The organism is Pseudomonas sp. S2_C11, assembly GCF_054668395.1.
This window is the reverse complement of sequence record NZ_CP162765.1, coordinates 5,201,357-5,227,533: the sequence shown is the minus strand read 5'-3', so window position 1 is coordinate 5,227,533 and position 26,177 is coordinate 5,201,357. Positions and strand designations below refer to the sequence as shown.

Below are 26,177 nucleotides of genomic sequence, written 5' to 3'. Positions count from 1 at the left end.
GTGCTCCCGGAATGACCCGATTGACCTCTCTCAACCCATGGCTGGCGGCCATCGCCGTGACCCTTTGCGTGCAGTTCCCGGCACAGGCCCAGGAGCGCTTCACCCTGAGCATCCCCGGCGTGTCGGATAACCGTCTGTTCACCTCGGCAGCGGCAAGTGACGCACCCGGCTGCGGCGGCAAGAACCAGTCGCCGGCGTTGAGCTGGAACGCCGGCCCGGCCGGTACCCAGAGCTACGCCATCGTCATGCACGACCCGGATGGCCAGAAAGGCTTGGGCGTCGATCACTGGATTCACTACGGCATCAAACCCACCACCCACCAGATCGCGGCCGGCGTCGGTGCCAAATCCGCCCTCGAAGGCGTCGGCGGCACCAACAGCAAAGGCAACACCCACTACATGGGTCCGTGCCCGCCAGTGGGCGACAGCGCGCACCACTACATCATCCAGATCTACGCCCTCGACCTCGCCCCGGACGCCCTGCCTGCCGGCCTGACCCGCGCCGAGCTGATGGAAAAAATCAAAGGCCATGTGCTGCGCAACAGCAGCGCGGTGCGGCGTTATCACCGCTGAGGTTCGGCCGCTCACGGGCGGCTGACTGCCCTGATTCCCCAGCCATTTGGCATTGCCCCGCGAAAACGCGCACTATCAAGCCATTGCCAATGCGCTGGAGGACACCGTGGCAGCAAAAATCGACCGCATCGCCCAGCTACTCAACTGCCCGGAAAAGGGCGAACAAATGCGGCGTGCAGTAACCGAGACACGTAAGGAGTTTCTGCTGAATCAGCCGGAAGAAGACCTCGTTGAAGAAGACGAGGTATTTGACGAGGCTGAGGAGGAGGGGGATGACGACGATGAATATGACGAGTTTGACTGGACGACGGAGTGACCGCGTTCCAGCGATCCTGTCATCGCCCACAAAAAAGCCCCGGACCATCACAGTCCGGGGCTTTCTCGTTTGATTCATGGTGCACCAGGCGGGATTCGAACCCACGACCCCTGCCTTCGGAGGGCAGTACTCTATCCAGCTGAGCTACTGGTGCAGCGGGCGACATCATACCTAGGTCGGCTCGGGGCGTCCATGCCGGGTTTGGCGGGTTTTGTCAGTGTGCGTGTCGGCGCGAAATCGCTGCATTCCTTAAAGCGGTAACGTCCTGCAAAACCCTCGCTTGGCGCTTTGCGGGGGTTGATCTAAGGTTTTTCCTGCGGCAAGGGTTTTGGTTGCGTTGATCTGAAAAGCGGCATTTTTGTTCTTTTTTTCGAACGACCTATTGTCCTTTACCCCCTTTGAACCTACGATCCGTTTGAGATTTCAAACGCTCGTTGACGGGATGTTGCAGCGCAGGTGCGCTTGGTCGTGCACTGCAGATGCGCCACAATCCGCTCACTGATTTCCCTGACGGCAGCCTTGCGAGGCGCCTTTCTACAATCATAATTTGCTCCGCGCAGGCCGCGGTGCTGTTAAGGAAAGCCGACATGCAGCTTAAAGACACCCAGTTGTTCCGCCAGCAAGCCTTCATCGATGGCGCTTGGGTCGATGCCGACAACGGTCAGACGATCAAGGTCAACAACCCGGCCACCGGCGAAATCCTCGGCACCGTGCCGAAGATGGGCGCGGCTGAAACCCGCCGTGCCATTGAAGCTGCTGACAAAGCGCTGCCGGCATGGCGTGCGCTGACCGCCAAGGAGCGGGCCGGCAAGCTGCGTCGCTGGTTCGAACTGATGATCGAGAACCAGGACGACCTCGCGCGCCTGATGACCCTCGAGCAGGGCAAGCCGCTGGCCGAAGCCAAGGGCGAAATCGTTTACGCCGCATCGTTCATCGAGTGGTTCGCCGAAGAAGCCAAGCGCATCTACGGTGATGTGATTCCAGGCCACCAGCCGGACAAGCGCCTGATCGTGATCAAACAACCGATCGGCGTTACCGCTGCGATCACTCCGTGGAACTTCCCGGCGGCAATGATCACTCGCAAGGCCGGCCCGGCGCTGGCCGCCGGTTGCACCATGGTGCTCAAGCCGGCTTCGCAAACTCCGTTTTCCGCTTTCGCCCTGGCCGAACTGGCTCAGCGCGCGGGCATTCCTGCGGGCGTGTTCAGCGTGGTCTCCGGCAGCGCTGGCGACATCGGCAGCGAGCTGACCAGCAACCCGATCGTGCGCAAACTGTCCTTCACCGGCTCGACCGAAATCGGTCGCCAGTTGATGGCCGAATGCGCCAAGGACATCAAGAAAGTCTCGCTGGAACTGGGCGGCAACGCGCCGTTCATCGTGTTCGACGATGCCGATCTGGATAAGGCCGTCGAAGGCGCGATCATTTCCAAGTACCGCAACAATGGCCAGACCTGCGTCTGCGCCAACCGTCTGTACATTCAGGACGCGGTCTACGATGCGTTCGCCGAGAAGCTGAAAGTAGCTGTGGCCAAACTGAAGATCGGCAACGGTCTGGAAGACGGCACCACCACCGGCCCGCTGATCGACGAAAAAGCCGTGGCCAAGGTTCAGGAACACATCGCTGACGCCGTGAGCAAAGGTGCCACCGTATTGGCGGGCGGCAAGGCGATGGAAGGCAACTTCTTCGAGCCGACCATCCTCACCAACGTGCCGAAAAACGCGGCCGTGGCCAAGGAAGAAACCTTCGGTCCGCTGGCGCCGCTGTTCCGCTTCAAAGACGAAGCCGAAGTGATCGCCATGTCCAACGACACCGAATTCGGTCTGGCCTCGTACTTCTACGCACGTGACCTGGGCCGTGTGTTCCGTGTCGCCGAAGCGCTGGAATACGGCATGGTCGGCGTCAACACCGGGCTGATCTCCAACGAGGTCGCGCCGTTTGGCGGCATCAAGGCTTCGGGCCTGGGCCGTGAAGGCTCCAAGTACGGCATCGAAGATTACCTGGAAATCAAATACCTCTGCCTGGGCATCTAAGCCGGGAAAGAGATCGCTGCAAACGCAAAGGGCACGAGAGCGCTGTCCCTTTGCGTGGTTTCAAACAGGAAATTTCTCTGCGGCCAGGAACGCCGTGGCAGTCGATCATCGCATGCTGCCACCGCCGATTCCTCCCGCTTCATCCTTGAACCACGCCGCCCGATGAGCGGCGAATGAGGACTGTAATGAGCAAGACTAACGCTGAACTGATGGCCCGTCGTACCGCAGCTGTTCCACGTGGTGTTGGCCAGATTCACCCGATCTTCGCCGAGTCGGCAAAGAACGCCACCGTGACCGACGTTGAAGGTCGCGAGTTCATCGACTTCGCCGGCGGCATCGCCGTACTGAACACCGGCCACGTGCACCCGAAAATCATCGCCGCCGTGACCGAACAGATGAACAAGCTGACCCACACCTGCTTCCAGGTACTGGCCTACGAGCCGTACGTTGAGCTGTGCGAAAAAATCAACGCCAAGGTGCCGGGTGATTTCGCCAAGAAAACCCTGCTGGTCACCACCGGTTCCGAAGCGGTGGAAAACGCCGTGAAGATCGCCCGTGCCGCCACTGGCCGCGCTGGCGTGATCGCTTTCACCGGCGCTTACCACGGTCGCACCATGATGACCCTGGGCCTGACCGGTAAAGTCGTGCCGTACTCGGCAGGCATGGGCCTGATGCCAGGCGGCATCTTCCGCGCGCTGTACCCGAACGAACTGCACGGCGTGAGCATCGACGATTCGATCGCTTCGATCGAACGCATCTTCAAGAACGACGCCGAGCCGAAAGACATCGCTGCAATCATCATCGAGCCAGTGCAGGGCGAAGGTGGTTTCTACGTCGCGCCGAAGGAATTCATGAAGCGTCTGCGCGCTTTGTGCGACCAGCACGGCATCCTGCTGATCGCTGACGAAGTGCAGACCGGCGCTGGCCGTACCGGCACCTTCTTCGCTATGGAACAGATGGGCGTTGCCGCCGATCTGACCACATTCGCCAAGTCCATCGCTGGCGGCTTCCCGCTGGCCGGCGTGTGCGGCAAGGCCGAGTACATGGACGCCATTGCGCCGGGCGGCCTGGGCGGCACCTATGCCGGTAGCCCGATCGCTTGCGCCGCTGCACTGGCCGTCATGGAAGTGTTTGAAGAAGAGCAACTGCTGGACCGTTGCAAGGCTGTCGGTGAGCGTCTGGTCACTGGCCTGAAGGCGATTCAGGCCAAGTACCCGGTGATCGGTGAAGTGCGTGCGCTGGGCGCAATGATCGCGGTCGAGCTGTTCGAAAACGGCGACAGCCACAAGCCGAACCCGACTGCCGTGGCCGCTGTGGTGGCCAAGGCGCGTGACAAGGGCCTGATCCTGCTGTCCTGCGGCACTTACGGTAACGTGCTGCGCGTGCTGGTTCCGCTGACTTCGCCAGACGAGCAACTGGACAAAGGTCTGGCGATCATCGAAGAGTGCTTCTCTGAGCTCTGATCCGTTGGTGTGACTAGCTCGACAAAAACCCGCTTCGGCGGGTTTTTTTCGTCCCTTGAAACACATCGGACCTGTTTGCGCTGTATCGAATCGCCAGCATTGGCTAAGGTTCAGACATTGCAAGGAGAGCGCGCATGACTGCCGTTGATTTACCCGCCGTACCTCGGGTGTTGATTGCCGAGGCCGATCCCTGGTCCCGTGACCTGCTCAAACAAGTGCTACTCAATGTGCGCTGCGATGCGCGTCTGGATTTGTGTGCCGATGGCCAGCAGGCAATGTCGTTGCTCAGCGAGGTGCCCTATGACTTGGCCATCGTCGATTGGGAGCTGCCCGGCATCGATGGATTACAAGTGCTGCGCAGCGTCCGGCAGCGCAAACGCAATCCGCCGCTGCCGTTCATTCTGACGAGCAGCCGCAACGACAGCGCCAGTGTGCGCGAAGCGATTCCGCTGGCGCCGACGGCGTACCTGACCAAGCCGTTGAATATGGAAGACCTGACCGAGCGCTTGCAGGGGTTGCTGCTCAACGCTGGCGAAGCGGTGGTTTGCGAAGTGCCGGCACTGGCGCCGGGCATGACGCTCTCGGTGTTCCTTGAGCGGCGTCGCGAGCAGGCCGATGGCGCGCCGTTGATGACCGACGTGCAAGTGGCGGTCAAGCGTAGCCTCAATCCCGAAGGGCTGGACCTCAAGTTGCTGGAGGAAGAGGTCCGCACCGATCCGCAGATTACCGCCGTGCTGATCGCAGCCGCCAACAGTGCCGCGCAACACTACGGCGCGCCGGTGCAAACCCTGGCCCAGGCGCTGCACCGACTCGGCACCGGGCAGAGCATGAACCTGATTCTCGGGCTGGCGCTCAAACGCAGCGCGCGGCTCAGCGATCCATGCCTGGCGGATTACGCCGAGCGCTATTGGGGACTGTCCCTGCACACGGCGGAATACGCCCGTACGCTGGCGCGCCTGCTCGATCTGGATCAGGAGCGCTGCTATTGCGCGGGCATGCTGCATCGGCTCGGCGATCTGGCGCTGCTGCGCTGCTTGCAGGAGTGGCAACAAGCCGGCGGCGAGCTGGACGAGTTGCAGGAGGTCGGTGAAGCGTTGGCGAAGTTTGGCGCTTCTTATGGCTCGGCATTGCGCACCCGCTGGCGTCTGCCGCTGGAGTTGCGCGAGTTGATTGCTTCGGCCTACCAGCTCGGTGGTGGCGTTTACAGTCGCGAGGCGCTGGTGATGCATATGGCAGCGCAAATGGCGCGGCTGACCGAGCATGAAGGCGTTGAGGAACTGGCGAAGAGCCGGACGGCGCGGTTGCTCAAGATCGGGCTGCCGGAGTTGACGCGGATGCGCAAATGACAGATCACTACATTCCAATGTGGGAGCGAGCCTGCTCGCGAAGGCGCCAGCGCAAGCAACATTTTTGTTGAAGGTGCAGGCCTCATCGCGGGCAAGCCCGCTCCCACAGGAATTGCGGCAGCCACAAAATACGGGTCAGGCCGCAATGATCCGGTTCTTGCCCTGCCGTTTCGCTTCGTACATCGCGGCATCCGCGCGGGCGAACAGGCTGTCTAGGCTCTTGTCTTCGTCGGTGAGGTTGGTCAGCCCCTGGCTCACGGTGATGCTGAATGCTTGGCCGTCGTGGTTGAAGCGCAGTCGCTGGATCTCCTGCTGCAGGCGCTCCGCCACTTGCACCGCCATCTCCGGCGCACAGCCGGGAAACACCGCAGCGAACTCCTCACCACCAATCCGCCCGAACAGATCGCCACGGCGCAATGAGCCGCGCCCGCATTCGGCGATCCGTTGCAGCACGTTGTCGCCCTCGGGGTGGCCGTAGCTGTCGTTGATCACTTTGAAATCGTCGATGTCCAGCAGCAGGAAGGCCAGCGGTGTGCCTTGGCGGCGGGCCTCAGCGAACTCGCGGTGGGCACATTCGAAGAAGTGGCGGCGGTTGCTGCTTTGCGTCAGCACATCGGTGGTGGCCAAGCGCTGCAGCTCGGTTTCCATGTTTTTCTTGTCAGTGATGTCTTCGGCGATGCCGACGATGATTACCGGCTGTCCAGGCTCGTCCTGGCGATTGATAAAACATTTGTCGCTGAGCCAGCGCACCTGGCCATCGGCGGCAATGATGCGGTACTCGCGATCTTCCACCGCACCTCGGTGCAGGACTTCGGCAAGGCTTTGTTCGGCGTACTCCAGATCATCGGGGTAAATGCTGTCACGCCACTGGTTGTAGTCAGCCAGCACAAGCGCGGCGGAACGGCCGAAGATCCGTTCATAGGCCGGACTGACGTACAACACCTGGCGGGTTTCCCAGTTGAAAGCCCAGAGCACGGCGTTGACGCTGACCAGCAGCGAACTGATCAATTGTTCGCGCTCGCTCAGGCGCGCGACTTCGCCCTGCGCATGCATCAGCGCCATCAGCGTTTGCGCGGCCTCAGGCCATTGGGTGTAGGTTGTGTCTTTCTGGTTGTTGTTGACCATCGGCACAAATCTCAAAGGGCGCGCCGCAATGTCGACAACGGCCACAGGACAGCCCGCCGGGATGGCGAAGTGTCATTGAGATAGGTGATTTTCGGCGAAGTTCCCGGCCATTACCGAGTCCCGCCGGGCGGCGAGGTGCAGGAACCGAAGAGCGCAACGAGGCTGCGATCTTTGAGATCGCAGCCTCGTTGCCGGTCAGGCAGTCGCAGGACGCAGCGAGTAGGTTTTCAGCTGATCAGCAAAATCGCGCAACGACTGGATGCCACTGGCCTCGGCCTCGTGAATCCATTCCTTGATGGCGGCCAGCATGTCGTGGCCATTGGAACTGGTCTTGACCCAGATCTGCTGCAAAGCCAGGCGCTTCTCGTAGATCACTTTCAACGCATGGCTGTGTTCGAGCATGGTCTGGATGCGCAGGTGATGACGGTCTTCCAGCAGGCTGGTTTCCCGCGACAGCAGGCGTTTGGCCCGGTGGAACTGGTGACGCACCGAATGATCGACCTTGGCCAGCTCTTGCTTGACCAGCGGGCCGATCACCAATTTGCGGTACTGGGCCATGATCTGGAAGCGGTTGTTGAGGATCGCCATGGCGGTGTCCATGTCCAGGCTGCCTTTGCCTTCGACGCGGTGGGCAATCGGTGCGACCCGCTGCACTTTGGCCAGACGCAGGAAGCAGAAGACCTTGATCCACGCCCAGCCGAGGTCGAATTCCCACTTCTTCACCGACAGCTTGGCCGAGTTGGGGTAGGTGTGATGGTTGTTGTGCAGCTCTTCGCCGCCGATCAGGATGCCCCACGGCACCAGATTGGTCGCTGCGTCACGGCATTCGAAATTGCGATAGCCGACGGCATGGCCCAGACCGTTGATCACCCCAGCGGCCCACACCGGAATCCACATCATCTGGATGGCCCAGATGGTGATACCGATGGTGCCGAACAGCAGCAGGTCGATCACGCCCATGATCGCCACGCCAAGCAGCGGATAGCGACTGTAGACGTTGCGTTCGACCCAGTCTTCCGGGCAGTTCTTGCCGTAGATGCGCAGGGTTTCCGGGTTCTGCGCTTCGCTGCGGTACAGCTCGGCGCCGGTGCGCAGTACGGTGGACAGACCCTTGATGACCGGGCTGTGCGGGTCATCCTCGGTCTCGCATTTGGCGTGGTGTTTGCGGTGGATGGCAGTCCACTCGCGGGTGTTCTGCGCCGTGGTCAGCCACAGCCAGAAACGGAAAAAGTGCTTCAGACCCGCATTCAGCTCGAGCGAGCGGTGGGCCGAGTAACGGTGCAGATAGACCGTGACGGCAACAATCGTCACATGGGTCATCAGCAGGGTGACCGCGACCAGTGACCAGGCCGACAAGCCAAGAAAACCTTCGTACCACATAGGCTATAGGGCCCTCGATAAAGATAAAAACAGCCGTTGCATTATCACTAAGCACACAGATAAAACCAGTCGCCCTTTCAGATAAGAAGTCGCTGAATGTTTCTTGACCTATAATTCCAACCTTTTTGTAGGGACATGGACGACCGAATGTCTGCGACTTACCGCGATGCCTTGCGTGCAGCGCTGCTCTACCTCGTACTGGCCGCCCTGTGGCTGCAAGTTTCTGATCATTTATTAAGCAGATTCTTCGATGACTCCCGTGAGCTGACCCATTGGCAACTGATCAACGGTTATCTGCTGGCGACGATCAGCGCCGCGCTGATTTTCCTCGCACGGGCGCGGCTGTGCGGGTTTCTCGGCATCGGCGCGCATTTGCGCGAGCGCCACACCGACCGTGAGCGTCTGCGTCAGGCGGCCGCCGTGTTCGACTGCACTCGCGAAGGGGTGCTGGTTACCGACCACCGGGGCCTGATCGTCCACGTCAATCGCGCCTTTATCGAGATCACCGGTTATCGGCGCGACGAGGTCATCGGCCAGCAGCCCAGTCTGTTCAAGTCCGGCCATCATCCGCCGGGCTTCTATCAGGCGATGTTCGCTACCCTCGAGGCTGAAGGTGAGTGGAGCGGCGAGATCTGGAACCGGCGCAAGACTGGCGAGATTTATCCACAGTGGCAAACCATCCGGGTGATTCACGATGATTCCGGCCGGCTCAGCCATTACGTGGCGGTGTTCTCCGACATCAGTGCGATCAAGGATTCCGAGTCCGAGCTCAAACACCTGGCGCATCACGATCCGTTGACCGATCTGCCCAATCGCCTGCTGTTCAGCGACCGCGCCGAACAGGCGTTGGCTTCCGCGCAGACGCACAAGCGTGGCTGCGCGCTGCTGATGCTCGATCTGGATCATTTCAAGATGATCAACGACAGCCTCGGGCATAACGTCGGCGATCGGTTGCTAAAAGCGGTGGCGACGCGTTTGCAGGAACTGTTCGGCCACGGCATTACCTTGGCGCGGCTCGGCGGTGACGAGTTCGCGGTGCTCGCGGAAAGTTGTCCACAGCCGGCCCAGGCCGCCGCGCTGGCGCAACGGACTCTGGACGCCTTGAAGGAGCCGGTGCTGGTAGATGGCAATCAATTGTTCATCAACGCGAGCATCGGCATCAGCCTGTTTCCCAGCGATGCCCTCAGCGCCGAGCAGTTGTTACGCAACGCCGACAGTGCGCTGTTCAAGGCCAAAAGCAGCGGGCGCAATGGCTACGCGCTGTATACCGAAGAGCTGACCGCCCATGCCCAGCAACGGGTCGAAATCGCCTTCGAGCTGCGCCGCGCACTGGAGCAGGAGGAACTGCGTGTCTACTACCAACCGGTGCATGACCTGCAAAGCGGCCGTCTGGTCGGCGTCGAAGCACTGGTGCGCTGGCAGCATCCGCAGCGCGGTCTGGTGTCGCCGGCAGAATTCATTCCGATTGCCGAGCGCACCGGGCTGATCGCCGAGATCGATGCCTGGGTGATGCAGCAGGCTTGCCGACAGATGTGTCAGTGGCAGCAGAGCGGTGTGGTGCTGGCGTTCGTCGCGGTGAATGTCTCCTCGCGGCTGTTTGCCCGACGTGAGCTTTACCAGCAGGTAGCGCAGGTGCTGCACGACACGGGGCTGGATCCGGCGTATCTGGAACTGGAAGTTACCGAAAGCGCGGTGATGGATGACCCTGAAGTGGCGCTGGAACAGATGCATCGCTTGCGCGAGCTGGGTGTGCGTCTGGCCATCGATGATTTCGGCACGGGTTATTCCTCGCTGTTGCGGCTCAAGCGCCTGCCGGTGCAGAAACTCAAGATCGATCAGGGCTTCGTCGCCGGGTTGCCGTGGGATGAAGATGACGTGGCGATTGTCCGGGTGATCATCGCGCTGGCCCGCAGCATGGGCATGCAGGTGCATGCCGAAGGGATCGAACAGGTTGAGCAGGCGGCATTTCTGTTGGCGCAGGAATGCGATCTGGGGCAGGGGTATTGGTTTGGGCGGCCGGTGTCTGCGGATAGGCTTGATTGGGCGAAAACGCCATTGATTGGCTGAAAAGGCCTATCAGGCTATCACCGACCTTGTGGTGAGGGGATTTATCCCCGATGGGTCGCGTAGCGGCCCCAAGAAATGGGACTGCTACGCAGTCCAACGGGGATAAATCCCCTCGCCACAAGTTCTCTTGACGATTTCAAATCAGCGCAAACCCCTTGCCCTCTCTCATATTGATTTCTGGTTATATAAACATTCTTAAATAGTCTTTTTAAGAATATCCATGCCTCTCTTATATTGCTCCCACGCCGAACGCAGTGCCGCCCACTGCCAGGCAAATCCCCTTCAAAGGAGCAGCACCATGAGCGCATCCCTTCGCAGCGTTGACGGTCAGGACGAAAGCACCATCTTGCGTGAAATCCAGAGCGCCCTGCGCGATCTGCGGTTCGGCGCGGTGGAGATCACTGTGCACAACGCGCAAGTCGTACAGATCGAACGCAAAGAGAAATTTCGTTTGCAGCAACCCGGTAAACAACCGGGGTGAGATCAAAAGATCGCAGCCTTCGGCAGTTCGTACAGGGGCTGCGTGCAGGAGCTGGCGAAGGCGGCGATCTTTCAACGCGATCCGATTCCAGCAATACATAAGAAAAAGCCACCACCAAGAATTCCAGGAGCTTTCACCATGTCGTCGATTCGCCGTTACGCTCTGGCCGCGCTGGTCAGTGCCGTGTTTGCCGGTTCCGCCGTTGCCAAGGATTACGAGCTGCTCAACGTGTCGTATGACCCGACGAGAGAGCTGTATCAGGAATACAACGCCGAATTCATCAAGTTCTGGCAGCAGGACCATGCCGGCGACACTGTAAAAATCCAGCAGTCTCATGGCGGCTCGGGCAAGCAGGGCCGTGCGGTGATCGATGGCCTGCGTGCTGACGTGGTGACCCTGGCCCTGGCCGGTGACATCGATGAAATCGCCAAGCTCGGCAAGAGCCTGCCCGTCGACTGGCAGAAGCGTCTGCCGGAAGCGAGCACGCCGTACACCTCGACCATCGTGTTCCTGGTGCGCAAGGGCAACCCGAAAGGCATCAAGGACTGGGGCGATCTGGTCAAGAACGATGTCTCGGTGATCACACCAAACCCGAAAACCTCGGGCGGTGCGCGCTGGAACTTCCTCGCCGCGTGGGCCTATGGCCTGAAAGCCAACGGCGGTGACGAAGCCAAGGCCAAGGAATACGTGCAGACCCTGTTCAAGCACGTGCCGATCCTCGACACCGGCGCCCGCGGTTCGACCATCACCTTCGTCAATAACGGTCAGGGCGACGTGTTGCTGGCCTGGGAAAACGAAGCGTTCCTGGCGCTGAAAGAAGATGGCGGCGCAGACAAGTTCGACATCGTCGTGCCGTCGCTGTCGATCCTCGCCGAACCGCCCGTGGCGGTGGTCGACAAGAATGCCGAGAAGAAGGGCAACGCGCAGATCGCCGAGGCCTACCTCAAGCATCTGTACAGCCCGGCCGGTCAGGAAATCGCCGCGAAAAACTTCTATCGTCCACGTGACAAGGACGTAGCGGCCAAGTACGCCCAGCAGTTCCCGAACCTGGAACTGGTGACCATCGACAAGGACTTCGGCGGCTGGAAATCCGCGCAGCCGAAATTCTTCAACGACGGCGGCGTGTTCGACCAGATTTATCAGGCGCAGTAATCTCGCCTTCAACCGGCCTGATGTCTGGGCACATGACATGTGGGACTGAGCTTTTGTGGTGAGGGGATAAGTCCCCTCACCACAGGGCTCACTCCCACATTGATGCGTTTTCAACCAGGGACTTTTATGTCGCGTCGTATCTCCCCCGTCATACCCGGCTTCGGGCTGACGCTGGGTTACACCTTGGTGTACCTCAGCCTGATTGTGCTTATCCCGCTGGCGGCGATGTTCGTCCACGCCGCCCAGCTGACCTGGGATCAGTTCTGGACGATCATCTCCGCACCGCGGGTGCTGGCGGCGTTGAAGCTGAGCTTCGGTACCGCGCTGTGTGCGGCGATCATCAACGGCATCATCGGCACGTTGCTGGCCTGGGTGCTGGTGCGCTACACCTTCCCCGGGCGCAAGGTGATCGATGCGATGATCGATCTGCCGTTCGCCCTGCCGACCGCTGTGGCCGGTATCGCGCTGACCGCGCTGTACGCGCCGGCCGGGCTGGTCGGGCAGTTCGCTGCCGATCTCGGTTTCAAAATCGCCTACACCCCACTGGGCATCACCCTCGCACTGACCTTCGTCACGCTGCCGTTCGTGGTGCGCACGGTGCAACCGGTGCTGGCCGATATTCCCCGTGAAGTCGAAGAAGCGGCGGCGTGCCTGGGTGCGAAGCCATGGCAGGTATTTCGCCACATTCTGGTTCCGGCACTGCTGCCCGCCTGGCTGACCGGTTTTGCGCTGGCGTTCGCGCGTGGCGTCGGCGAGTACGGTTCGGTGATTTTCATTGCCGGCAACATGCCGATGAAAACCGAGATCCTGCCGCTGCTGATCATGGTCAAACTCGACCAATACGATTACACCGGCGCTACCGCCATCGGCGTATTGATGCTGGTGGTTTCCTTCATCCTGTTGCTGCTGATCAACTTGCTGCAGCGACGCATCGAAACCCCATAAGGAGGCGCGAACATGTCCCAATCATCCATTGCGGCCGCCTCTTCGGCCAACGCAGCGCGGCGTGGCAGCGCCACTTCGCGCAGAGTCCTGATCGGTCTTGGCTGGCTGATCTTTTTCCTGTTTCTGCTGCTGCCGTTGTTCATCGTCGTATCGCAAGGTCTGAAAAACGGTCTCGGCGCGTTCTTCACCGCGATTTTTGAACCGGACGCGCTTTCGGCATTGAAACTCACCGTGTTCGCGGTGCTGATTTCGGTGCCGCTGAACCTGGTGTTCGGTGTCAGTGCGGCGTGGTGCGTGAGCAAATACTCGTTTCGTGGCAAGAGCATGCTGGTGACGCTGATCGACCTGCCGTTCTCGGTGTCGCCGGTGATCGCCGGTCTGGTCTACGTGCTGATGTTCGGTGCGCAGGGCCTGTTCGGGCCGTGGCTGCAGGATCACGACATCCAGATCGTCTTCGCCCTGCCGGGCATTGTGCTGGCGACGATTTTCGTCACCGTGCCGTTCGTGGCCCGTGAACTGATTCCGCTGATGCAGGAACAAGGCACCCAAGAGGAGGAAGCCGCGCGCCTGCTCGGTGCCAATGGCTGGCAGATGTTCTGGCACGTCACCGTGCCGAACATCAAGTGGGGCCTGATTTATGGCGTGGTGCTGTGTACCGCGCGGGCCATGGGCGAGTTCGGTGCGGTGTCGGTGGTTTCCGGGCACATTCGCGGGGTGACCAACACCTTGCCGCTGCACGTCGAGATCCTCTACAACGAATACAACCACGTGGCCGCATTCGCCGTGGCGAGCCTGTTGCTGATCCTGGCGCTCTTCATCCTGCTGCTCAAGCAGTGGAGCGAAAACCGTATCAACCGCCTGCGCGCCAGCGCCGCGGAGGAATAACTCATGTCGATCGAAGTGCGTAACGTCAGCAAGAATTTCAACGCGTTCAAGGCGCTGGACAACATCAGCCTGGATATCCACAGCGGTGAGCTGGTCGCGCTGCTTGGTCCGTCGGGCTGCGGCAAAACCACCTTGCTGCGCATTATTGCCGGTCTGGAAACCCCGGATCAGGGCAACATCGTTTTTCACGGCGAGGACGTTTCCGGCCACGACGTGCGTGATCGCAACGTCGGTTTCGTGTTCCAGCATTACGCCTTGTTCCGCCACATGACAGTGTTCGACAACGTCGCGTTCGGCCTGCGGATGAAACCGAAAAACCAGCGCCCGAGCGAAAGCCAGATCGCCACCAAGGTTCACGAACTGCTGAACATGGTGCAACTGGACTGGTTGTCGGATCGCTACCCGGAGCAGTTGTCCGGTGGCCAGCGTCAGCGCATCGCGTTGGCCCGTGCCCTGGCGGTGGAACCTAAAGTGCTGCTGCTCGACGAACCGTTCGGCGCCCTCGACGCCAAGGTGCGCAAGGAACTGCGGCGCTGGCTGGCGCGGTTGCACGAAGACATCAACCTGACTTCGGTGTTCGTGACCCACGACCAGGAAGAAGCGATGGAAGTCGCCGACCGCATCGTGGTGATGAACAAGGGTGTGATCGAGCAGATCGGCTCACCGGGCGACGTCTACGAAAACCCGGCCAGCGATTTCGTCTATCACTTCCTCGGCGATTCGAACCGCTTGCTGTTGAGCGACGACAACCACGTGCTGTTCCGCCCGCATGAAGTGTCGTTGTCCAAGCATGAGCTGGAAGATCACCATGCCGCTGAAGTGCGCGATATCCGCCCATTGGGTGCGACGACGCGGGTGACGCTGAAGGTGGAAGGGCAGACGGATCTGATCGAAGCGGAAGTGGTGAAAGACCACGACAGCCTGATCGGGTTGGCCAAGGGTGAAACCCTGTTCTTCAAGCCGAAGGTCTGGCAGAAAGTCGCCAATATTTAAAGGCAAAAGCTTCGCGAGCAGGCTCGCTCCCACAGGGAAAACTCATTCCAAATGTGGGAGCGAGCCTGCTCGCGAATACGATCTAGACAGCAGCGCGATTCGGATTGACCCGCACCATCCCCGCCCGCAACTCGATCTCTTGTTTCAATTCCTGCCGTATCCCCAGCAGAAACGCCAACTCAGCCACAACGAACAACGGCCCGACAATCAGCCCGCTGATGTCATCGACAAACGCCGGTTTGCGCCCCTCATAGTGATGCCCGACAAACTGGATCACCCAGCCGATCACGAACATCGCCAGGCCGCTGCTCAGCCAGACCATGGTGCTCTGCTGCGCCAGTGCATGCCCGGCCCACACCGACAGCCCCATCAGTACTGTCATCAACACGCCAAGCTTCAACTCCAGACGCAGGTAAAACCACGCCGAGGCCAGCGCCACCACAACGGCTGGAGATATCCACAGCTCGCCCAGCTCCCACTGCGGCCGAGACAGCAGGACAGCCACCGCCACCACGATCAGCGGAATGCCGATAAAGTGGCTGGCAATGTTGCGCGGGTCGCGGTGGTAGGCGGCGTATTGACTGAGGTGGTCGACGAGGCTTTTCATTGTTGTTCCTCCAGTGGGGTTGAATGCATCATCCCTCGGTATCCGCGTTCGCTCTGTCGGGCAGGCGACACTCCAGGAGTGGTTATGCAAATTCGTGCACGGTTGCTCAGCGGCCAGTGGTTCAGTCATTTGCCTGCATCTTTTCAGGATAGCCTGCTGGCGCTGGCTCGGGAGCGGCGGCTGACGGCGGGGCAACGGCTGTTCCAGCGTGGCGATGCGCCGTGCGGTCTGTACGCGGTGCTCGATGGCGCAGTGCGTATCGGCGCGGTGAGCGAGCAAGGCAAGGAGGCGTTGTTGAGTCTGGTTGAGGCGCCGCACTGGTTCGGCGAAATCTGCCTGTTCGATGGCCAGCCTCGCACTCACGATGCCTATGCAGTCGGGTCGTGCACCTTGCTGAATGTTCCGCAAGCGGCGTTGCTCAAATTGCTCGACGAACGGCCGCAGCATTGGCGGCATCTGGCGCTGCTGATGAGCCACAAATTGCGCCTGGCCTTCATCAATCTCGAACAGCTGAGCCTGCTGCCAGCCCCGGCGCGTCTCGCCCATCGGCTGCTGATGATTGCCGAAGGCTACGGCGAACTCGACGCACCACGCCGGACGCTGCAACTGCCGCAGGAGCAGCTGGCGGCGATGCTGTCGCTGTCGAGGCAGACCACCAATCAGATCCTCAAGGATCTGCAGGGGCAGGGGATTATCGGGCTCGCATACGGCGAAATCGAAATTCTCGATGCGGCGAGATTGCGTGCCTTGGCGACGATCTGAAAACTGAAACCGATCCAATGTCGGAACTGGCACCTGTGGCGAGGGGATTTATCCCCGCTGGGGCGCGAAGCGGCCCTGAAAAATGGGACCGCTGCGCAGTCCAACGGGGATAAATCCCCTCGCCACAGAAACCAGTTCCAACAAAGGATCTGTGTTTATTTTACGAACCGCGATAGGTCGAGAAACCGTACGGGCTCAGCAGCAGCGGGATGTGGTAGTGCTGATCGGTCTGCTTGACCTGAAAGATCACCGGAATTTCCGGGAAGAACGTCTCATGCTTGATCTTCTGGTAATACTCGCCGGTCTTGAACACCACGCGGTATTCACCGGCTTCGAATGGCTGTTTGGCCGGGAACAGCTCGGCGATCCGCCCTTGCTCGTTGGTGGTGCCTTGGGCCAGTGGTTGCCAGTTTTCGCCGACGTGTTTTTCCAGGGTGACGTTGATGCCCGGTGACGGCAGGCCGTTTTCCAGGTTGAGCACGTGCACGCTCAGCGGATTGCCGGCGGCCATCGTCAGGCTGGAAACAGCACTCAGGCCGAGGGCGGCGAGAGTCATGCGCAGGGTGGTCATGGTGGATCTCCTTAGTGGGAACGGGTGATGGTCAGGCCGGCTTTGTCGGCGGCGGCGCGGGCGCAGTTTTCGTCTTGCTCACCGCCGCCGGAACCGGCCACGCCCATGGCGCCGACCAGTTCGCTGCCGGCGAACAACGGAATGCCGCCGCCGAGCAAAAGCAATTCATCGAGGGTGTTGAGGTTGGCGGTTTCCGGGTTGCTGCGGGCGCGCTCGGCGAACAGCCGCGTCGGCGTCTTGGTCGACAGCGCGGTGTAGGCCTTGCGTTGGCTGGCGGCGGTGTTGTGCGGCCCGACGCCGTCACCACGCAACGTCACCAGCAAGTTACCGCCACGGTCGAGCACCGACACCGTGCCGGTGCAACTGCTCATCGCCTTGTCCGCCAGCCAGCGTGCGGTTTTCAGGTCGAGATCGGCGTGGCGCGGCAGTTCTGGCGTGGCACTTGCAGCGCCGCTGAGGCCGAGGATCAGGCTGGCGACAAGGTATTTGACGGTCATGTGCAGGCTCCGAATGGGAAGGTCTGCACCTTAACCGGCGCACTTCGTCAGAACCCCGTCAGGCGGATTACAAGTTTGTAATGGGCAACGGCGCCGAACACGCCTAGCCTGTGTGCCTGATCAATCGAGGTGTGCCATGCGTTTGCTGGTCGTAGAAGATGAAGCCAAAACCGCCAACTTCCTCGCCAAGGGTCTGGGCGAGTCGGGTTTCGCCGTGGATGTTGCGCTCAATGGCCTCGACGGCCGCTATTTTATCGAGCAACAGGAATACGACCTGATCATCCTCGACGTGATGCTGCCTGGCCTCAACGGCTGGCAATTGCTCCAGCTGATCCGCCAGCGCGGCGCCACACCGGTGCTGTTTCTCACCGCCAAGGACGCTATCGAAGACCGCGTGCGTGGTCTTGAGCTCGGCGCCGACGATTACCTGCTCAAACCCTTCGCCTTCGCCGAGTTGCTCGCGCGCGTGCGCACGCTACTGCGACGCGGGCCGATGCGGGAAGCCGAGTCGTACAGCATCGCCGACCTGGAAATCGACGTGCTGCGCCGCCGGGTCAGTCGCGGCGGCCAGCGCATTGCCCTGACCAACAAGGAATTCGCCCTCTTGCAGCTGCTCGCCAGCCGCCAGGGCGAAGTGCTTTCGCGCACGCTGATCGCATCGCAGGTGTGGAACCTGAATTTCGACAGCGACACCAACATGGTCGAAGTCGCCGTGCGTCGTTTGCGCGCCAAGGTTGACGACCCGTACATGCCGAAACTTATCCACACCGTGCGCGGCGTCGGTTATCAACTGGAAGCGCCGGACGATGTGGAGTAAGTCGATTGCCTGGCGATTGGCGCTGGCCTTCGCCATGGTCTGCGCGCTGGCGCTGAGCGCAATCGGCGTGTTCCTCTACCGCTCGCTGGCCTCGGAATTGGCCTTTCGTGACGACATGGCCTTGCTCGGTCGCCTCGAGCAAGTACGTGCCTTGCTCGCCGACAGCGACAGCCTCGACGCCTTGCAGGCGCGGCCACGGTTGTATCAGAACATGCTCGGTAAGCTCGACAGTCTGCTGCTGGTGCGCCGGGCCGACGGCTCCAGCGTGATCGCGATCAACCCGCGTCAGCGTGAACTGCCCGCGCTCAATGCATTACCGCGAGAGCAAATGCCGCAGCGCTGTGACGTGCTCACCTGGCAGGCCAGCGACGGCGCCGAATTGGCCTTGCTGTCCGGCCAGGCCCAAGGCCCCAACGGTGAAACCCTCACGGTGATCGCCGGCAAAGTGCTCAGCGAGCGTGAGCAGATGCTCGGCAGTTATCGCCTGCGTCTGTACCTGTCCGTCGGCCTCGGCGCGGTGCTCGCGTTTGCTCTGGGCCTGTTATTGCTGCGGCGTGGCTTGCAGCCCTTGCATCAGTTGAGTGAAGCGGTGCGCAGCATCGATCTGCGCAGCCTCGATCGACGCCTGCCTACCGAGGGCACGCCGAGCGAACTGCGCGAGCCGGTGCACGCGCTCAACACCATGCTGGCGCGGCTGGACGACAGCGTGCAGCGCCTGTCGCAATTCTCCGCCGACCTCGCGCACGAAATCCGCACCCCTCTGCACACCTTGCTCGCCAGCAACGGCCAGGCCCTGAACCATCCGCGCAGCACGGCCGAATATCAGGAAGTGCTGGCCTCGAACATGGAAGAGTTCGAACGGCTCAAGCGCATGGCCGAGAACCTGATGTTCCTCGCCCGCGCCGAACAGGCCGAACGTGCGCTAAATCTGCACACACTGGACTTGCACGACGTCGGCGACGAGCTCTGCGATTACTTCGAAGCCCTCGCCGATGACCGCGACCTCCAACTGCAAAACCGCATGCACGGCGAATTGCTCGCCGACCAGCAACTGCTGCAACGCGCCCTCGGCAACCTGCTGGCCAACGCCGTACGCCACGCCGACCCCGACAGCCTGATCAGTCTGCAACGCCGCGATGAACCGGGTATGTGCTGGCTGCAAGTGCACAACCACGGCCCGGTCATCGCGCCTGAGCATCTGGGCAAACTGTTCGACCGTTTCTACCGCGTCGATCCTTCACGTGCGGAACCGGGAGATTCGGGTGGTCTGGGTTTGGCGATCGTGCAGTCGATCATGCAGTTGCATGGCGGGCAGGTGCGGGTGAGGAGTGACGCCGACGGCACTGTTTTTGAGCTGGGGTTTGTGGTGGTCTGACGGCCTCTTCGCGAGCAGGCTCGCTCCCACAAGGAAACGCATTCCAACTGTGAGAGCGAGCCTGCTCGCGAAGGCGCTGGATCACACAATGGTGATTTCGGATCAGCGCAACTGATCCCGAAACTGCCCCGGCGTCATCCCGGTCCAGCGCTTGAACGCGCGGCTGAAGCTGCTGGTGTCAGCGAATCCCAGCAGATAGCTGACTTCACTCAAGGAACACTGCGGGTCACGCAGGTGCAGCAGCGCGAGATTTTCGCGGCTTTCGTTGAGCAGGGTGTCGAAGCGACAGCCCTCATCCGCCAGATGCCGCTGCAGGCTGCGCAGGCTCAGGTGCAAGGCCTGGGCGATGCGCTCGGCGCTCGGTTCGCCTTCGGGCAGTTGTTCTTCAATGGCATCGCGCACCTTGCGCTCCCAGGTCAGCGGTTTGAGCTGGGCGAGGGTGCGTTTGAGTACGGCTTCGTTGTGCTCGGCCAGTTCCGGGTTGGCGTCGTCGAGGTGGCTGTCGAAGTCGCTGAGGGCGAATTCCAGGCGGTCCTCGGCGGCGGAAAAATACACCGGCGCGCGGAAGACTTTGTGCCATTGCTGGGCATCGCTCGGTTCGGGGCGGCGCAAGTACACCGCCAGCGGTGCGTAGTCACGGCCGAGGCGATTGCGGCAGGTGCGCACGTAGATCGCCGTAAATGCGTCGATGGCTTCGAAGGCCGGCGCCGGGTTGCCGGGCGGAATTTTCAGGCGAAATTGATAACGGTCATTGCTACGGCTCAGCTCCAGCTCCAGCGCATCGCTGACCACCGGATGATAACGCACGATGCGTTCGAACACTTCGCGCAAGCTGCCGCTCGCCACCAGTGCATAACCAAGCGCGTGGAACGTGGTCGGGCTGACGAAACGCGACACGCGCAAGCCCAGCGCCGGGTCGCCGCTGGCTTCAACGGCGAGCGCCCACAGGCGCGTGGTACCGGATAGCGGATAGCGCGCATTGGGGTCGTCCATCAGCGTTGGGTCGAGCCCGGCCTGTTGGCACAAGGCAAGGCTGTCCAGCCCGAGCGCGTCGAGTTGTTTGCGCAAGGCGCGGGTCCAGCTGGCGAGGGAGGTCGGTTCCTTCATGCTGATTGGCGCGTCCGGTCAACAGGTTGGCGTTCTTGGCTAGCGCGGATCGAACCCCGGCAAGGCACGATGCATTCATCTTAGACCCGAGGATGGAAGCATGGACGGTACTTCTGCAAGCCCTGAACGACTGAATGCGGCGCAGCGCTCGGCACATATTCGCCAAGTGGTGTTGGCCAAGGGTGCGCAATTGCGTGAGCGCTACCCGATTCTTCAGCATCAGGACGCCCTCGGTGCGGGGATTCTGGCGTTGGCGCTGGCCGGGATGATCGGCTCGGCGGCGCTGTACATCACTGGCCATATGGCCTGGTGGGTGTGCCTGCTGCTCAACGCCTTTTTCGCCTCGCTGACCCATGAACTGGAACACGACCTGATCCACAGCATGTACTTTCGCAAGCAGCGCGTGCCGCACAACCTGATGATGGGCCTGGTCTGGCTGGCGCGGCCGAGCACGATCAATCCCTGGATCCGTCGCCATCTGCACCTCAATCATCACAAGGTTTCCGGCACTGAAGCCGACATGGAAGAGCGCGCAATCACCAACGGCGAGCCGTGGGGTTTTGCCCGTCTGCTGATGGTTGGCGATAACGTCATGTCGGCGTTCATCCGTCTGCTGCGCGCCAAGACCTGGGCACACAAGTGGAGCATCGGCAAACGCGTGCTCAAGGTCTACGCACCGCTGGCGCTGCTGCATTGGGGAGCGTGGTACGTGTTTCTCGGCTTTCACGCGGCCAATGGCATCGCGCATTTGCTCGGCTCGCCCATCGAATGGTCGGCCACCACGCTGTCGGTGATGCAGGTGATCGATATCGCCGCCGTGGTGATCATCGGCCCCAACGTGCTGCGCACTTTTTGCCTGCACTTCATCAGCTCGAACATGCATTACTACGGCGACGTCGAACCGGGCAACGTGCTGCAGCAATGCCAGGTGCTGAACCCGTGGTGGCTGTGGCCGTTGCAAGCGTTCTGCTTCAACTTCGGCAGCAGTCACGGGATTCATCATTTCGTGGTCAAGGAGCCGTTTTACATTCGTCAGATGACCGTGCCGGTGGCGCACAAGGTGATGCGCGAAATGGGCGTGCGCTTCAATGATTTCGGCACGTTTGGCCGGGCGAACCGGTTTGTGCGCGGAGATGAGGAAGTGGTGTCCGGGGAGGCGGTGGAGGCCTGACAGATGCCCCTCACCCTAACCCTCTCCCAGGGGAGAGGGGACTGATCCAGCTGTTTATGCTGGATACATCGACCTGAAATTTCGAGCCGACCTCAGGTTGGAAAAGCATGAAGATCTGCTCCCTTTCCCCCTCTCCCTCAGGGAGAGGGCTGGGGTGAGGGGGGCTTTTGATCTTGGTTCAATCCGGCTGAAACGGCGAAGCACTGAGGATCACCCCGGTCTCTTCTACATACCGCTGCCAATGCCCGATCAGGTCAGTGAGTTTCTGCGGCTGACTCAACGCCAGATCATGAATCTCCCCTGGATCATTCGCCAGATCATAAAGTTGCCAGGTCGCTGGCCCGACCGGCCCGGGGATCCATACCGCTTTCCACGAGCCCTGGCGAATCGCCCGGCGTCCGAACAATTCCCACCCTGTCACGGTGTGCTCGTCATGCACCTGCGCGGTCTCGCCGGACAGGAAGCCCAGCCACGACTTGCCGCGCAGTGGCGCCACCGCTTTGCCTTTCCACTGTTTACCCGGATGCCGCACGCCAGCCAGATCGAGAATGGTCGGGGTGATATCCATCACCGTGCCGAAACCATGGCTGATCTGCCCTTTGAGCGGCAGTTGCGGATAGTGCAGCAGCGCCGGCACGCGGATCCCGCCCTCGGTGGTGAAAGCCTTGAACAAGCGTGACGGCGCGGTTGCCACTTGCGCCCAGTTCGGCCCGTACCAGACGTAGGAATTGGCCCGGCCGATGTTGTCGAGGCTGTTGTCGTAATGCTGGTTGAGGTAGGTCATCAGCTCCGGGCCGAATTTGGGGAACGCTTCCAGCAGCGCGCCTTCGGCACCGTTGTCGGACATGAACAGGATGAAGGTGTTGTCGAGCTGGCCTTGCTGGCGCAGGTAATCGACGACCCGGCCGATGTTCCAGTCCATGCGCTCGACCATCGCCGCGTAGACCTCCATGGCTCGTGCGGAAATCTGCTTTTGCTCATCGCTCATCGCGTCCCACTGCGCGCTGAGCTGAATCAGCGGGTGCGGTTCGACGTCTGCCTCGATCAGACCCAGTGCCTTGAGTTTTTCCAGGCGTTCGAGGCGCAGCACTTGTGGGCCGGCGTCATAGCGGCCACGGTATTTCTCGACGATCTCGGCCGGTGCCTGCAGCGGCCAGTGCGGCGCGGAGAAGGGCAGGTAAGCGAAGAACGGCCGGGTCTGATCGCGTTCCTTGAGGTACTGCAGCAGCTTGTCGCCGAAGGCATCGGAGGAATAGAAATCCTTCGGCAACTCGTCAACAAACTGATCGTCCTCGATGTACAGCGCCGGGGTGGATTTCAGCAGGCCCGGCGTTTGCTCATCGTAGGTCGGCTCGAAACCATAGTGGTTGGCAGCGCCCGGCAACAGTGAAAACGAGCGCTCGAAACCGCGCGCATGGGGCGCCAGTTCAGCCTTCAGACCCAAGTGCCATTTGCCGCTCATCAAGGTTTGATAGCCGGCCTCGCGCAGCAGCTCGGGCAGGGCGACGACGCGGTCATTCAGGTAGCCTTCGTAGCCAGGTTTGCCGATCAGTTCCGGGGTCAACGCTTCGGCCATGGTGCCGATGCCGGCGATGTGGTGATCGGTGCCGGTCAGCAGCATCGAGCGCGTCGGCGAGCAGGTCGGTGCGGTGTGGAAATCGGTCAGGCGCAGGCCGTTCTCGGCCAGCGCATCGAGGTTCGGCGTAGCGATTTCGCCGCCGAACGCACCGATGTCGGAAAAGCCTAGGTCGTCGGCCAGAATCACTAGAAAGTTGGGACGTTGCGGCATCGCGAAACTCCTGTTCAGCAGGCAATGAACGTCAGCGGCAGATCGCGGATCTGCACCGGTGCGCTCGGTTGGTAATGGTCATCACTGGTCAGCTCGTGCAGCAGTTCTTCGCGCAGCTGATGAAAGTCGTAACTGCTGCGCTGGCGCGGGTGCGGCAGGGCGATGTCGACCACTTGCTTGATCCGCCCCGGACGCGGCTCCATCACCACCACGCGATCGGCCAGAAAAATCGCTTCCTCGACATCGTGGGTCACCAGAATCGTGGTGATCTTTGCTCGTTCGCGGATTGCCAGCAGTTCGTCCTGCATTTGCTGGCGGGTCAGTGCGTCGAGGGCGCCGAAGGGTTCGTCGAGCAACAGGATTCGCGGGCTGGCGACGAGGCCGCGCGCGATCGCCACGCGTTGCGCCATGCCGCCGGAGAGTTGATGCGGATAGGCTTGGGTGAAATCACTGAGGCCGACCAGTTCGATGAAATCCTTGATGCGTTGTTGTTTCTGCGCCCCGCTCAGCGGTTCATTGACCAGGCCCAGGCCGATGTTGTCGGCGACTGTCAGCCACGGAAACAGACGATGTTCCTGAAAGACGATACCGCGCTCGCCGCCGATGCCGCTGACGGCCTTGCCATCGACACTGATGTGCCCGCGAAACTCGGTGTCGAGGCCGACCAGCAAACGCAGCAAAGTGGATTTGCCGCAGCCGCTGGAGCCGACGATGGCGACGAATTCGCCCTCGGCAATGTCCAGGTTGAATTCGCGAATCGCCTCCAGTTCGAAACCGTTGACGGCGAAGGATTTGCCTACGTGGTTGAAGCTGACAATCGGTGCGTTCATGCGTGTCTCCAGCGGGTCGCGCGAATTTCCAGGCGTTGGCCGATCAGGTTGAGCAGGGCGCCGGTGAGGCCGACCAGCAGCATGCCGGCCATGATCAGATCCATGCGCAACAGCTGCTGCGCGCCGATCATCTGGCTGCCGATGCCGCCATTGGACGGCATGAAATATTCAGCGCCGATGGTGCCGAGCCAGGCGTAGATCAGGCTCAATCTGAGCCCTGCGAAAATCCCCGGCGCAGCACCGGGAAGGACCAGTCGACGCAGGCGCTGGCCGAGGCTCAGGCGCAGCACTTGCGCGGCTTCGTTGAGTTGCGGCGAGAGGTTGGCGACGCTGCGCTGGGTGGCGACGAACAGCGGAAAGAAAGCAGCGAGGGCGACAAAGACCCACTTGGCCAGTTCGCCGAGACCGAACCACGCGGTGAGCAGTGGCACCCAGGCGAAAATCGCAATCTGCCGCAGTGCGGCGAGTGTCGGGCCGAGCAGGCGTTCGCTGAAACGCGACAGGCCGAGGAGCAAGCCCAGGGCGAAGCCGAGGCCGCCACCGATCAGCAAGCCGCCCAGGGTGCGGCTCAGGCTCAGCGCCATGCCGTTGACCAGCGTGCCGTCGAGCAGTCCGTCCCATGTCGTGCTCAGCACAGCCGCAGGGCTGATCAGAATATTCGCGTCGACCCACTGCTGATCATTGGCCGTTTGCCAAAGCGCCAACAAGCCCAGCGGCAACAGCCACGGTTGCAGGCGTTGCCAGCCCTGATAGCGCGGGCCGCGAGTGATTTGCGCGGTGGCCGGGTGCGGCCAGTGCACCAGTCTGCGGTCGAGCAGGCCGATGCCGCGATCCATGGCCACACCGATCAGACCGATGACCACGATGCACACGAACACGATGTCGAGCATGAACAGCTGCCGCGCCCAGACCATCAGATAGCCGATGCCTTCACTGGAGGCCAGCAGCTCGACCGCCAGCAACGAGGTCCAGCCGGCGGCGAGTGCCAGGCGCACGCCAGCCATGAACGCCGGCAGCGCAGCGGGAAGCACCAGACGACGAATCAGCAGACGCGGCGGCAGGCGCAACACGGCGGCGGCTTCGCGCAGTTTCGGTTGCGCATCGCGCACGCCAACCAGTGTGTGCAAGGTCACCGGCACCACAATGGCCTTGATCAGCACCACCAGTTTCAGCACTTCGCCGATGCCGAAGAACACCATGAACAGCGGAATCCACGCCAGCGTCGGCACCTGCGCCAATCCAGCGAATGTCGGAAAAACCAGGCGCTCCAGACGTCGACTGAAGCCCAGTGCGGCGCCAAGCACCGCGCCGGTCGAAACGCCTGCCAACAAGCCCCAGAACAACCGTTGCAGGCTGATCCACAAATGACTCCACAACTCGCCTTGGGCCAGTTCCACAGCGCTGCTCCACACCAGCGATGGCGCCGGCAGGATCTGCTCGCTCATCCACTGATTGCGCGCGGCCAGCCACCACAGGACGAACAGGCTGACGGGCAACAGCCAGGGCAACAGGCGTTGATTCAGGCTCGGCCAGGTGCGACGGCTTTTCAGCGGCGGCGCGGCCAGCGGCAGGCTGAGCAGAGATTGACGGGCCATGGGTGACCTCCGTTGTCGGGTTGCATGGCGAACCGCTTTTCATGTGGGAGCGAGCCTGCTCGCGAATGGCTGTTTCAGGCAGCACTGATGTCGGCTGGTATGGCCTATTCGCGAGCAGGCTCGCTCCCACACTGGGTTTCGTCATATATGAAACTGATCTAACAAAGTTGCGTTCGATGCTATCGGGAGATAAGCGAATCCATTTAAGGCTTGCCTGCTTACGCGCATCCAATGCATTCGAAGAATATTTTCGATGCTGTTAATGCATATCGCGCTGCACGCCGCACAACCACTTGCTTAG

24 protein-coding genes and 1 tRNA gene are annotated in these 26,177 nt (G+C 61.2%); 15 read left to right on the top strand and 10 right to left on the bottom strand.

Annotated features, from left to right (window positions below; translation table 11 throughout):
- Positions 1-11: 11 nt before the first annotated feature.
- Together AB4N48_RS23515 and AB4N48_RS23510 are read left to right on the top strand one after the other, a co-directional pair.
- On the top strand, positions 12-572 hold the full coding sequence (locus tag AB4N48_RS23515; RefSeq protein ID WP_016772253.1) for a YbhB/YbcL family Raf kinase inhibitor-like protein: 561 nt from the start codon (positions 12-14) through the stop codon (positions 570-572).
- Between the two features lie 46 nt (positions 573-618).
- Positions 619-888 (top strand): hypothetical protein, encoded by a 270-nt coding sequence (locus AB4N48_RS23510; RefSeq protein ID WP_071174021.1) that lies wholly within the window; start codon positions 619-621, stop codon positions 886-888.
- A gap of 77 nt (positions 889-965) precedes the next feature.
- Here the strand turns inward: AB4N48_RS23510 and AB4N48_RS23505 are convergent.
- Positions 966-1,042: transfer RNA gene (locus AB4N48_RS23505), tRNA-Arg, on the bottom strand.
- A gap of 433 nt (positions 1,043-1,475) precedes the next feature.
- On the opposite strand from AB4N48_RS23505, the gene gabD reads away from it, so the two are divergent.
- The 3 genes from gabD to AB4N48_RS23490 all read left to right on the top strand — a co-directional run bounded on the left by gabD (position 1,476) and on the right by AB4N48_RS23490 (position 5,727).
- A complete protein-coding gene (gene gabD / locus AB4N48_RS23500) occupies positions 1,476-2,918 on the top strand; it encodes an NADP-dependent succinate-semialdehyde dehydrogenase (protein ID WP_024011131.1) in 1,443 nt (480 codons plus the stop codon).
- 185 nt (positions 2,919-3,103) lie between these two features.
- Positions 3,104-4,381: a 4-aminobutyrate--2-oxoglutarate transaminase gene (gabT, locus tag AB4N48_RS23495; RefSeq protein ID WP_460094394.1), complete on the top strand. Its 1,278-nt coding sequence runs from the start codon at positions 3,104-3,106 to the stop codon at positions 4,379-4,381.
- 134 nt (positions 4,382-4,515) lie between these two features.
- Complete coding sequence (locus AB4N48_RS23490) at positions 4,516-5,727, top strand: HDOD domain-containing protein (RefSeq protein ID WP_460094393.1); 1,212 nt, start codon at positions 4,516-4,518, stop codon at positions 5,725-5,727.
- A gap of 135 nt (positions 5,728-5,862) precedes the next feature.
- On the opposite strand, the gene AB4N48_RS23485 is transcribed toward AB4N48_RS23490, so the two are convergent.
- Positions 5,863-6,852 (bottom strand): GGDEF domain-containing protein, encoded by a 990-nt coding sequence (locus AB4N48_RS23485; RefSeq protein ID WP_460095577.1) that lies wholly within the window; start codon positions 6,850-6,852, stop codon positions 5,863-5,865.
- A 195-nt stretch (positions 6,853-7,047) separates the two neighbouring features.
- A complete protein-coding gene (desA, locus tag AB4N48_RS23480; RefSeq protein ID WP_041477431.1) occupies positions 7,048-8,232 on the bottom strand; it encodes a delta-9 fatty acid desaturase DesA in 1,185 nt (394 codons plus the stop codon).
- A gap of 147 nt (positions 8,233-8,379) precedes the next feature.
- Between desA and dibA the strand changes: the two genes are divergently transcribed.
- From dibA to AB4N48_RS23450, 6 genes are all read left to right on the top strand, one after another.
- The gene (gene dibA, locus AB4N48_RS23475; RefSeq protein ID WP_256811091.1) at positions 8,380-10,299 is read left to right on the top strand and encodes a phosphodiesterase DibA; all 1,920 of its coding nucleotides are present in this window, start codon (positions 8,380-8,382) and stop codon (positions 10,297-10,299) included.
- Between the two features lie 298 nt (positions 10,300-10,597).
- Positions 10,598-10,780 (top strand): sulfur starvation response protein OscA, encoded by a 183-nt coding sequence (gene oscA / locus AB4N48_RS23470; RefSeq protein ID WP_007917682.1) that lies wholly within the window; start codon positions 10,598-10,600, stop codon positions 10,778-10,780.
- A 138-nt stretch (positions 10,781-10,918) separates the two neighbouring features.
- On the top strand, positions 10,919-11,932 hold the full coding sequence (locus AB4N48_RS23465; RefSeq protein ID WP_460094392.1) for a sulfate ABC transporter substrate-binding protein: 1,014 nt from the start codon (positions 10,919-10,921) through the stop codon (positions 11,930-11,932).
- Between the two features lie 126 nt (positions 11,933-12,058).
- Entirely contained in the window at positions 12,059-12,877 is an 819-nt protein-coding gene (gene cysT, locus AB4N48_RS23460) for a sulfate ABC transporter permease subunit CysT (protein WP_016772245.1), read from the top strand.
- Between the two features lie 12 nt (positions 12,878-12,889).
- Positions 12,890-13,762: a sulfate ABC transporter permease subunit CysW gene (gene cysW / locus AB4N48_RS23455; protein ID WP_041477435.1), complete on the top strand. Its 873-nt coding sequence runs from the start codon at positions 12,890-12,892 to the stop codon at positions 13,760-13,762.
- Between the two features lie 3 nt (positions 13,763-13,765).
- A complete protein-coding gene (locus tag AB4N48_RS23450) occupies positions 13,766-14,755 on the top strand; it encodes a sulfate/molybdate ABC transporter ATP-binding protein (protein ID WP_056786991.1) in 990 nt (329 codons plus the stop codon).
- 82 nt (positions 14,756-14,837) lie between these two features.
- Here AB4N48_RS23450 and AB4N48_RS23445 read toward each other — a convergent pair whose 3' ends face one another.
- Positions 14,838-15,362, bottom strand: coding sequence for an Mpo1 family 2-hydroxy fatty acid dioxygenase (locus AB4N48_RS23445; protein ID WP_252879212.1), 525 nt, complete (start codon positions 15,360-15,362; stop codon positions 14,838-14,840).
- Between the two features lie 84 nt (positions 15,363-15,446).
- On the opposite strand from AB4N48_RS23445, the gene AB4N48_RS23440 reads away from it, so the two are divergent.
- Positions 15,447-16,124: a Crp/Fnr family transcriptional regulator gene (locus AB4N48_RS23440; RefSeq protein ID WP_095181131.1), complete on the top strand. Its 678-nt coding sequence runs from the start codon at positions 15,447-15,449 to the stop codon at positions 16,122-16,124.
- A 160-nt stretch (positions 16,125-16,284) separates the two neighbouring features.
- Here the strand turns inward: AB4N48_RS23440 and uraH are convergent, their stop codons facing one another.
- Positions 16,285-16,695: a hydroxyisourate hydrolase gene (uraH, locus tag AB4N48_RS23435; protein WP_056786996.1), complete on the bottom strand. Its 411-nt coding sequence runs from the start codon at positions 16,693-16,695 to the stop codon at positions 16,285-16,287.
- An 11-nt stretch (positions 16,696-16,706) separates the two neighbouring features.
- Entirely contained in the window at positions 16,707-17,192 is a 486-nt protein-coding gene (locus tag AB4N48_RS23430) for a GlcG/HbpS family heme-binding protein (protein ID WP_041477439.1), read from the bottom strand.
- Between the two features lie 136 nt (positions 17,193-17,328).
- Between AB4N48_RS23430 and AB4N48_RS23425 the strand changes: the two genes are divergently transcribed.
- Positions 17,329-18,009 carry a heavy metal response regulator transcription factor gene (locus tag AB4N48_RS23425; RefSeq protein ID WP_041477440.1) on the top strand — a complete coding sequence of 227 codons (681 nt, stop codon included), beginning with the start codon at positions 17,329-17,331 and terminating at the stop codon, positions 18,007-18,009.
- The gene (locus tag AB4N48_RS23420) at positions 17,999-19,384 is read left to right on the top strand and encodes a heavy metal sensor histidine kinase (RefSeq protein ID WP_460094391.1); all 1,386 of its coding nucleotides are present in this window, start codon (positions 17,999-18,001) and stop codon (positions 19,382-19,384) included. Before AB4N48_RS23425 ends, AB4N48_RS23420 begins: the two co-directional genes overlap by 11 nt.
- Before the next feature lie 102 nt (positions 19,385-19,486).
- Here AB4N48_RS23420 and AB4N48_RS23415 read toward each other — a convergent pair whose 3' ends face one another.
- Positions 19,487-20,491 carry an AraC family transcriptional regulator gene (locus AB4N48_RS23415; RefSeq protein WP_252868593.1) on the bottom strand — a complete coding sequence of 335 codons (1,005 nt, stop codon included), beginning with the start codon at positions 20,489-20,491 and terminating at the stop codon, positions 19,487-19,489.
- A gap of 100 nt (positions 20,492-20,591) precedes the next feature.
- Between AB4N48_RS23415 and AB4N48_RS23410 the strand changes: the two genes are divergently transcribed.
- Positions 20,592-21,662, top strand: a complete 1,071-nt coding sequence (locus AB4N48_RS23410) for a fatty acid desaturase (protein WP_460094390.1) — start codon at positions 20,592-20,594, stop codon at positions 21,660-21,662.
- 178 nt (positions 21,663-21,840) lie between these two features.
- Here the strand turns inward: AB4N48_RS23410 and AB4N48_RS23405 are convergent, their stop codons facing one another.
- The 3 genes from AB4N48_RS23405 to AB4N48_RS23395 are packed head-to-tail and all read right to left on the bottom strand — an operon-like array spanning position 21,841 to position 25,876.
- The gene (locus AB4N48_RS23405; protein ID WP_252879216.1) at positions 21,841-23,451 is read right to left on the bottom strand and encodes an arylsulfatase; all 1,611 of its coding nucleotides are present in this window, start codon (positions 23,449-23,451) and stop codon (positions 21,841-21,843) included.
- Positions 23,452-23,465: 14 nt separating this feature from the next.
- Positions 23,466-24,281, bottom strand: a complete 816-nt coding sequence (locus AB4N48_RS23400) for an ABC transporter ATP-binding protein (RefSeq protein ID WP_076564976.1) — start codon at positions 24,279-24,281, stop codon at positions 23,466-23,468.
- A complete protein-coding gene (locus AB4N48_RS23395) occupies positions 24,278-25,876 on the bottom strand; it encodes an ABC transporter permease (RefSeq protein WP_323620188.1) in 1,599 nt (532 codons plus the stop codon). Before AB4N48_RS23395 ends, AB4N48_RS23400 begins: the two co-directional genes overlap by 4 nt.
- Positions 25,877-26,177: the final 301 nt, after the last annotated feature.

Coding starts and splice junctions, on each gene's coding strand:
- AB4N48_RS23515 (WP_016772253.1), top strand. CDS start 12: ATGACCCGATTGACCTCTCTCAACCCATGGCTGGCGGCCATCGCCGTG.
- gabD (WP_024011131.1), top strand. CDS start 1,476: ATGCAGCTTAAAGACACCCAGTTGTTCCGCCAGCAAGCCTTCATCGAT.
- gabT (WP_460094394.1), top strand. CDS start 3,104: ATGAGCAAGACTAACGCTGAACTGATGGCCCGTCGTACCGCAGCTGTT.
- AB4N48_RS23490 (WP_460094393.1), top strand. CDS start 4,516: ATGACTGCCGTTGATTTACCCGCCGTACCTCGGGTGTTGATTGCCGAG.
- AB4N48_RS23485 (WP_460095577.1), bottom strand. CDS start 6,852: ATGGTCAACAACAACCAGAAAGACACAACCTACACCCAATGGCCTGAG.
- desA (WP_041477431.1), bottom strand. CDS start 8,232: ATGTGGTACGAAGGTTTTCTTGGCTTGTCGGCCTGGTCACTGGTCGCG.
- dibA (WP_256811091.1), top strand. CDS start 8,380: ATGTCTGCGACTTACCGCGATGCCTTGCGTGCAGCGCTGCTCTACCTC.
- oscA (WP_007917682.1), top strand. CDS start 10,598: ATGAGCGCATCCCTTCGCAGCGTTGACGGTCAGGACGAAAGCACCATC.
- AB4N48_RS23465 (WP_460094392.1), top strand. CDS start 10,919: ATGTCGTCGATTCGCCGTTACGCTCTGGCCGCGCTGGTCAGTGCCGTG.
- cysT (WP_016772245.1), top strand. CDS start 12,059: ATGTCGCGTCGTATCTCCCCCGTCATACCCGGCTTCGGGCTGACGCTG.
- cysW (WP_041477435.1), top strand. CDS start 12,890: ATGTCCCAATCATCCATTGCGGCCGCCTCTTCGGCCAACGCAGCGCGG.
- AB4N48_RS23450 (WP_056786991.1), top strand. CDS start 13,766: ATGTCGATCGAAGTGCGTAACGTCAGCAAGAATTTCAACGCGTTCAAG.
- AB4N48_RS23445 (WP_252879212.1), bottom strand. CDS start 15,362: ATGAAAAGCCTCGTCGACCACCTCAGTCAATACGCCGCCTACCACCGC.
- AB4N48_RS23440 (WP_095181131.1), top strand. CDS start 15,447: ATGCAAATTCGTGCACGGTTGCTCAGCGGCCAGTGGTTCAGTCATTTG.
- uraH (WP_056786996.1), bottom strand. CDS start 16,695: ATGACCACCCTGCGCATGACTCTCGCCGCCCTCGGCCTGAGTGCTGTT.
- AB4N48_RS23430 (WP_041477439.1), bottom strand. CDS start 17,192: ATGACCGTCAAATACCTTGTCGCCAGCCTGATCCTCGGCCTCAGCGGC.
- AB4N48_RS23425 (WP_041477440.1), top strand. CDS start 17,329: ATGCGTTTGCTGGTCGTAGAAGATGAAGCCAAAACCGCCAACTTCCTC.
- AB4N48_RS23420 (WP_460094391.1), top strand. CDS start 17,999: ATGTGGAGTAAGTCGATTGCCTGGCGATTGGCGCTGGCCTTCGCCATG.
- AB4N48_RS23415 (WP_252868593.1), bottom strand. CDS start 20,491: ATGAAGGAACCGACCTCCCTCGCCAGCTGGACCCGCGCCTTGCGCAAA.
- AB4N48_RS23410 (WP_460094390.1), top strand. CDS start 20,592: ATGGACGGTACTTCTGCAAGCCCTGAACGACTGAATGCGGCGCAGCGC.
- AB4N48_RS23405 (WP_252879216.1), bottom strand. CDS start 23,451: ATGCCGCAACGTCCCAACTTTCTAGTGATTCTGGCCGACGACCTAGGC.
- AB4N48_RS23400 (WP_076564976.1), bottom strand. CDS start 24,281: ATGAACGCACCGATTGTCAGCTTCAACCACGTAGGCAAATCCTTCGCC.
- AB4N48_RS23395 (WP_323620188.1), bottom strand. CDS start 25,876: ATGGCCCGTCAATCTCTGCTCAGCCTGCCGCTGGCCGCGCCGCCGCTG.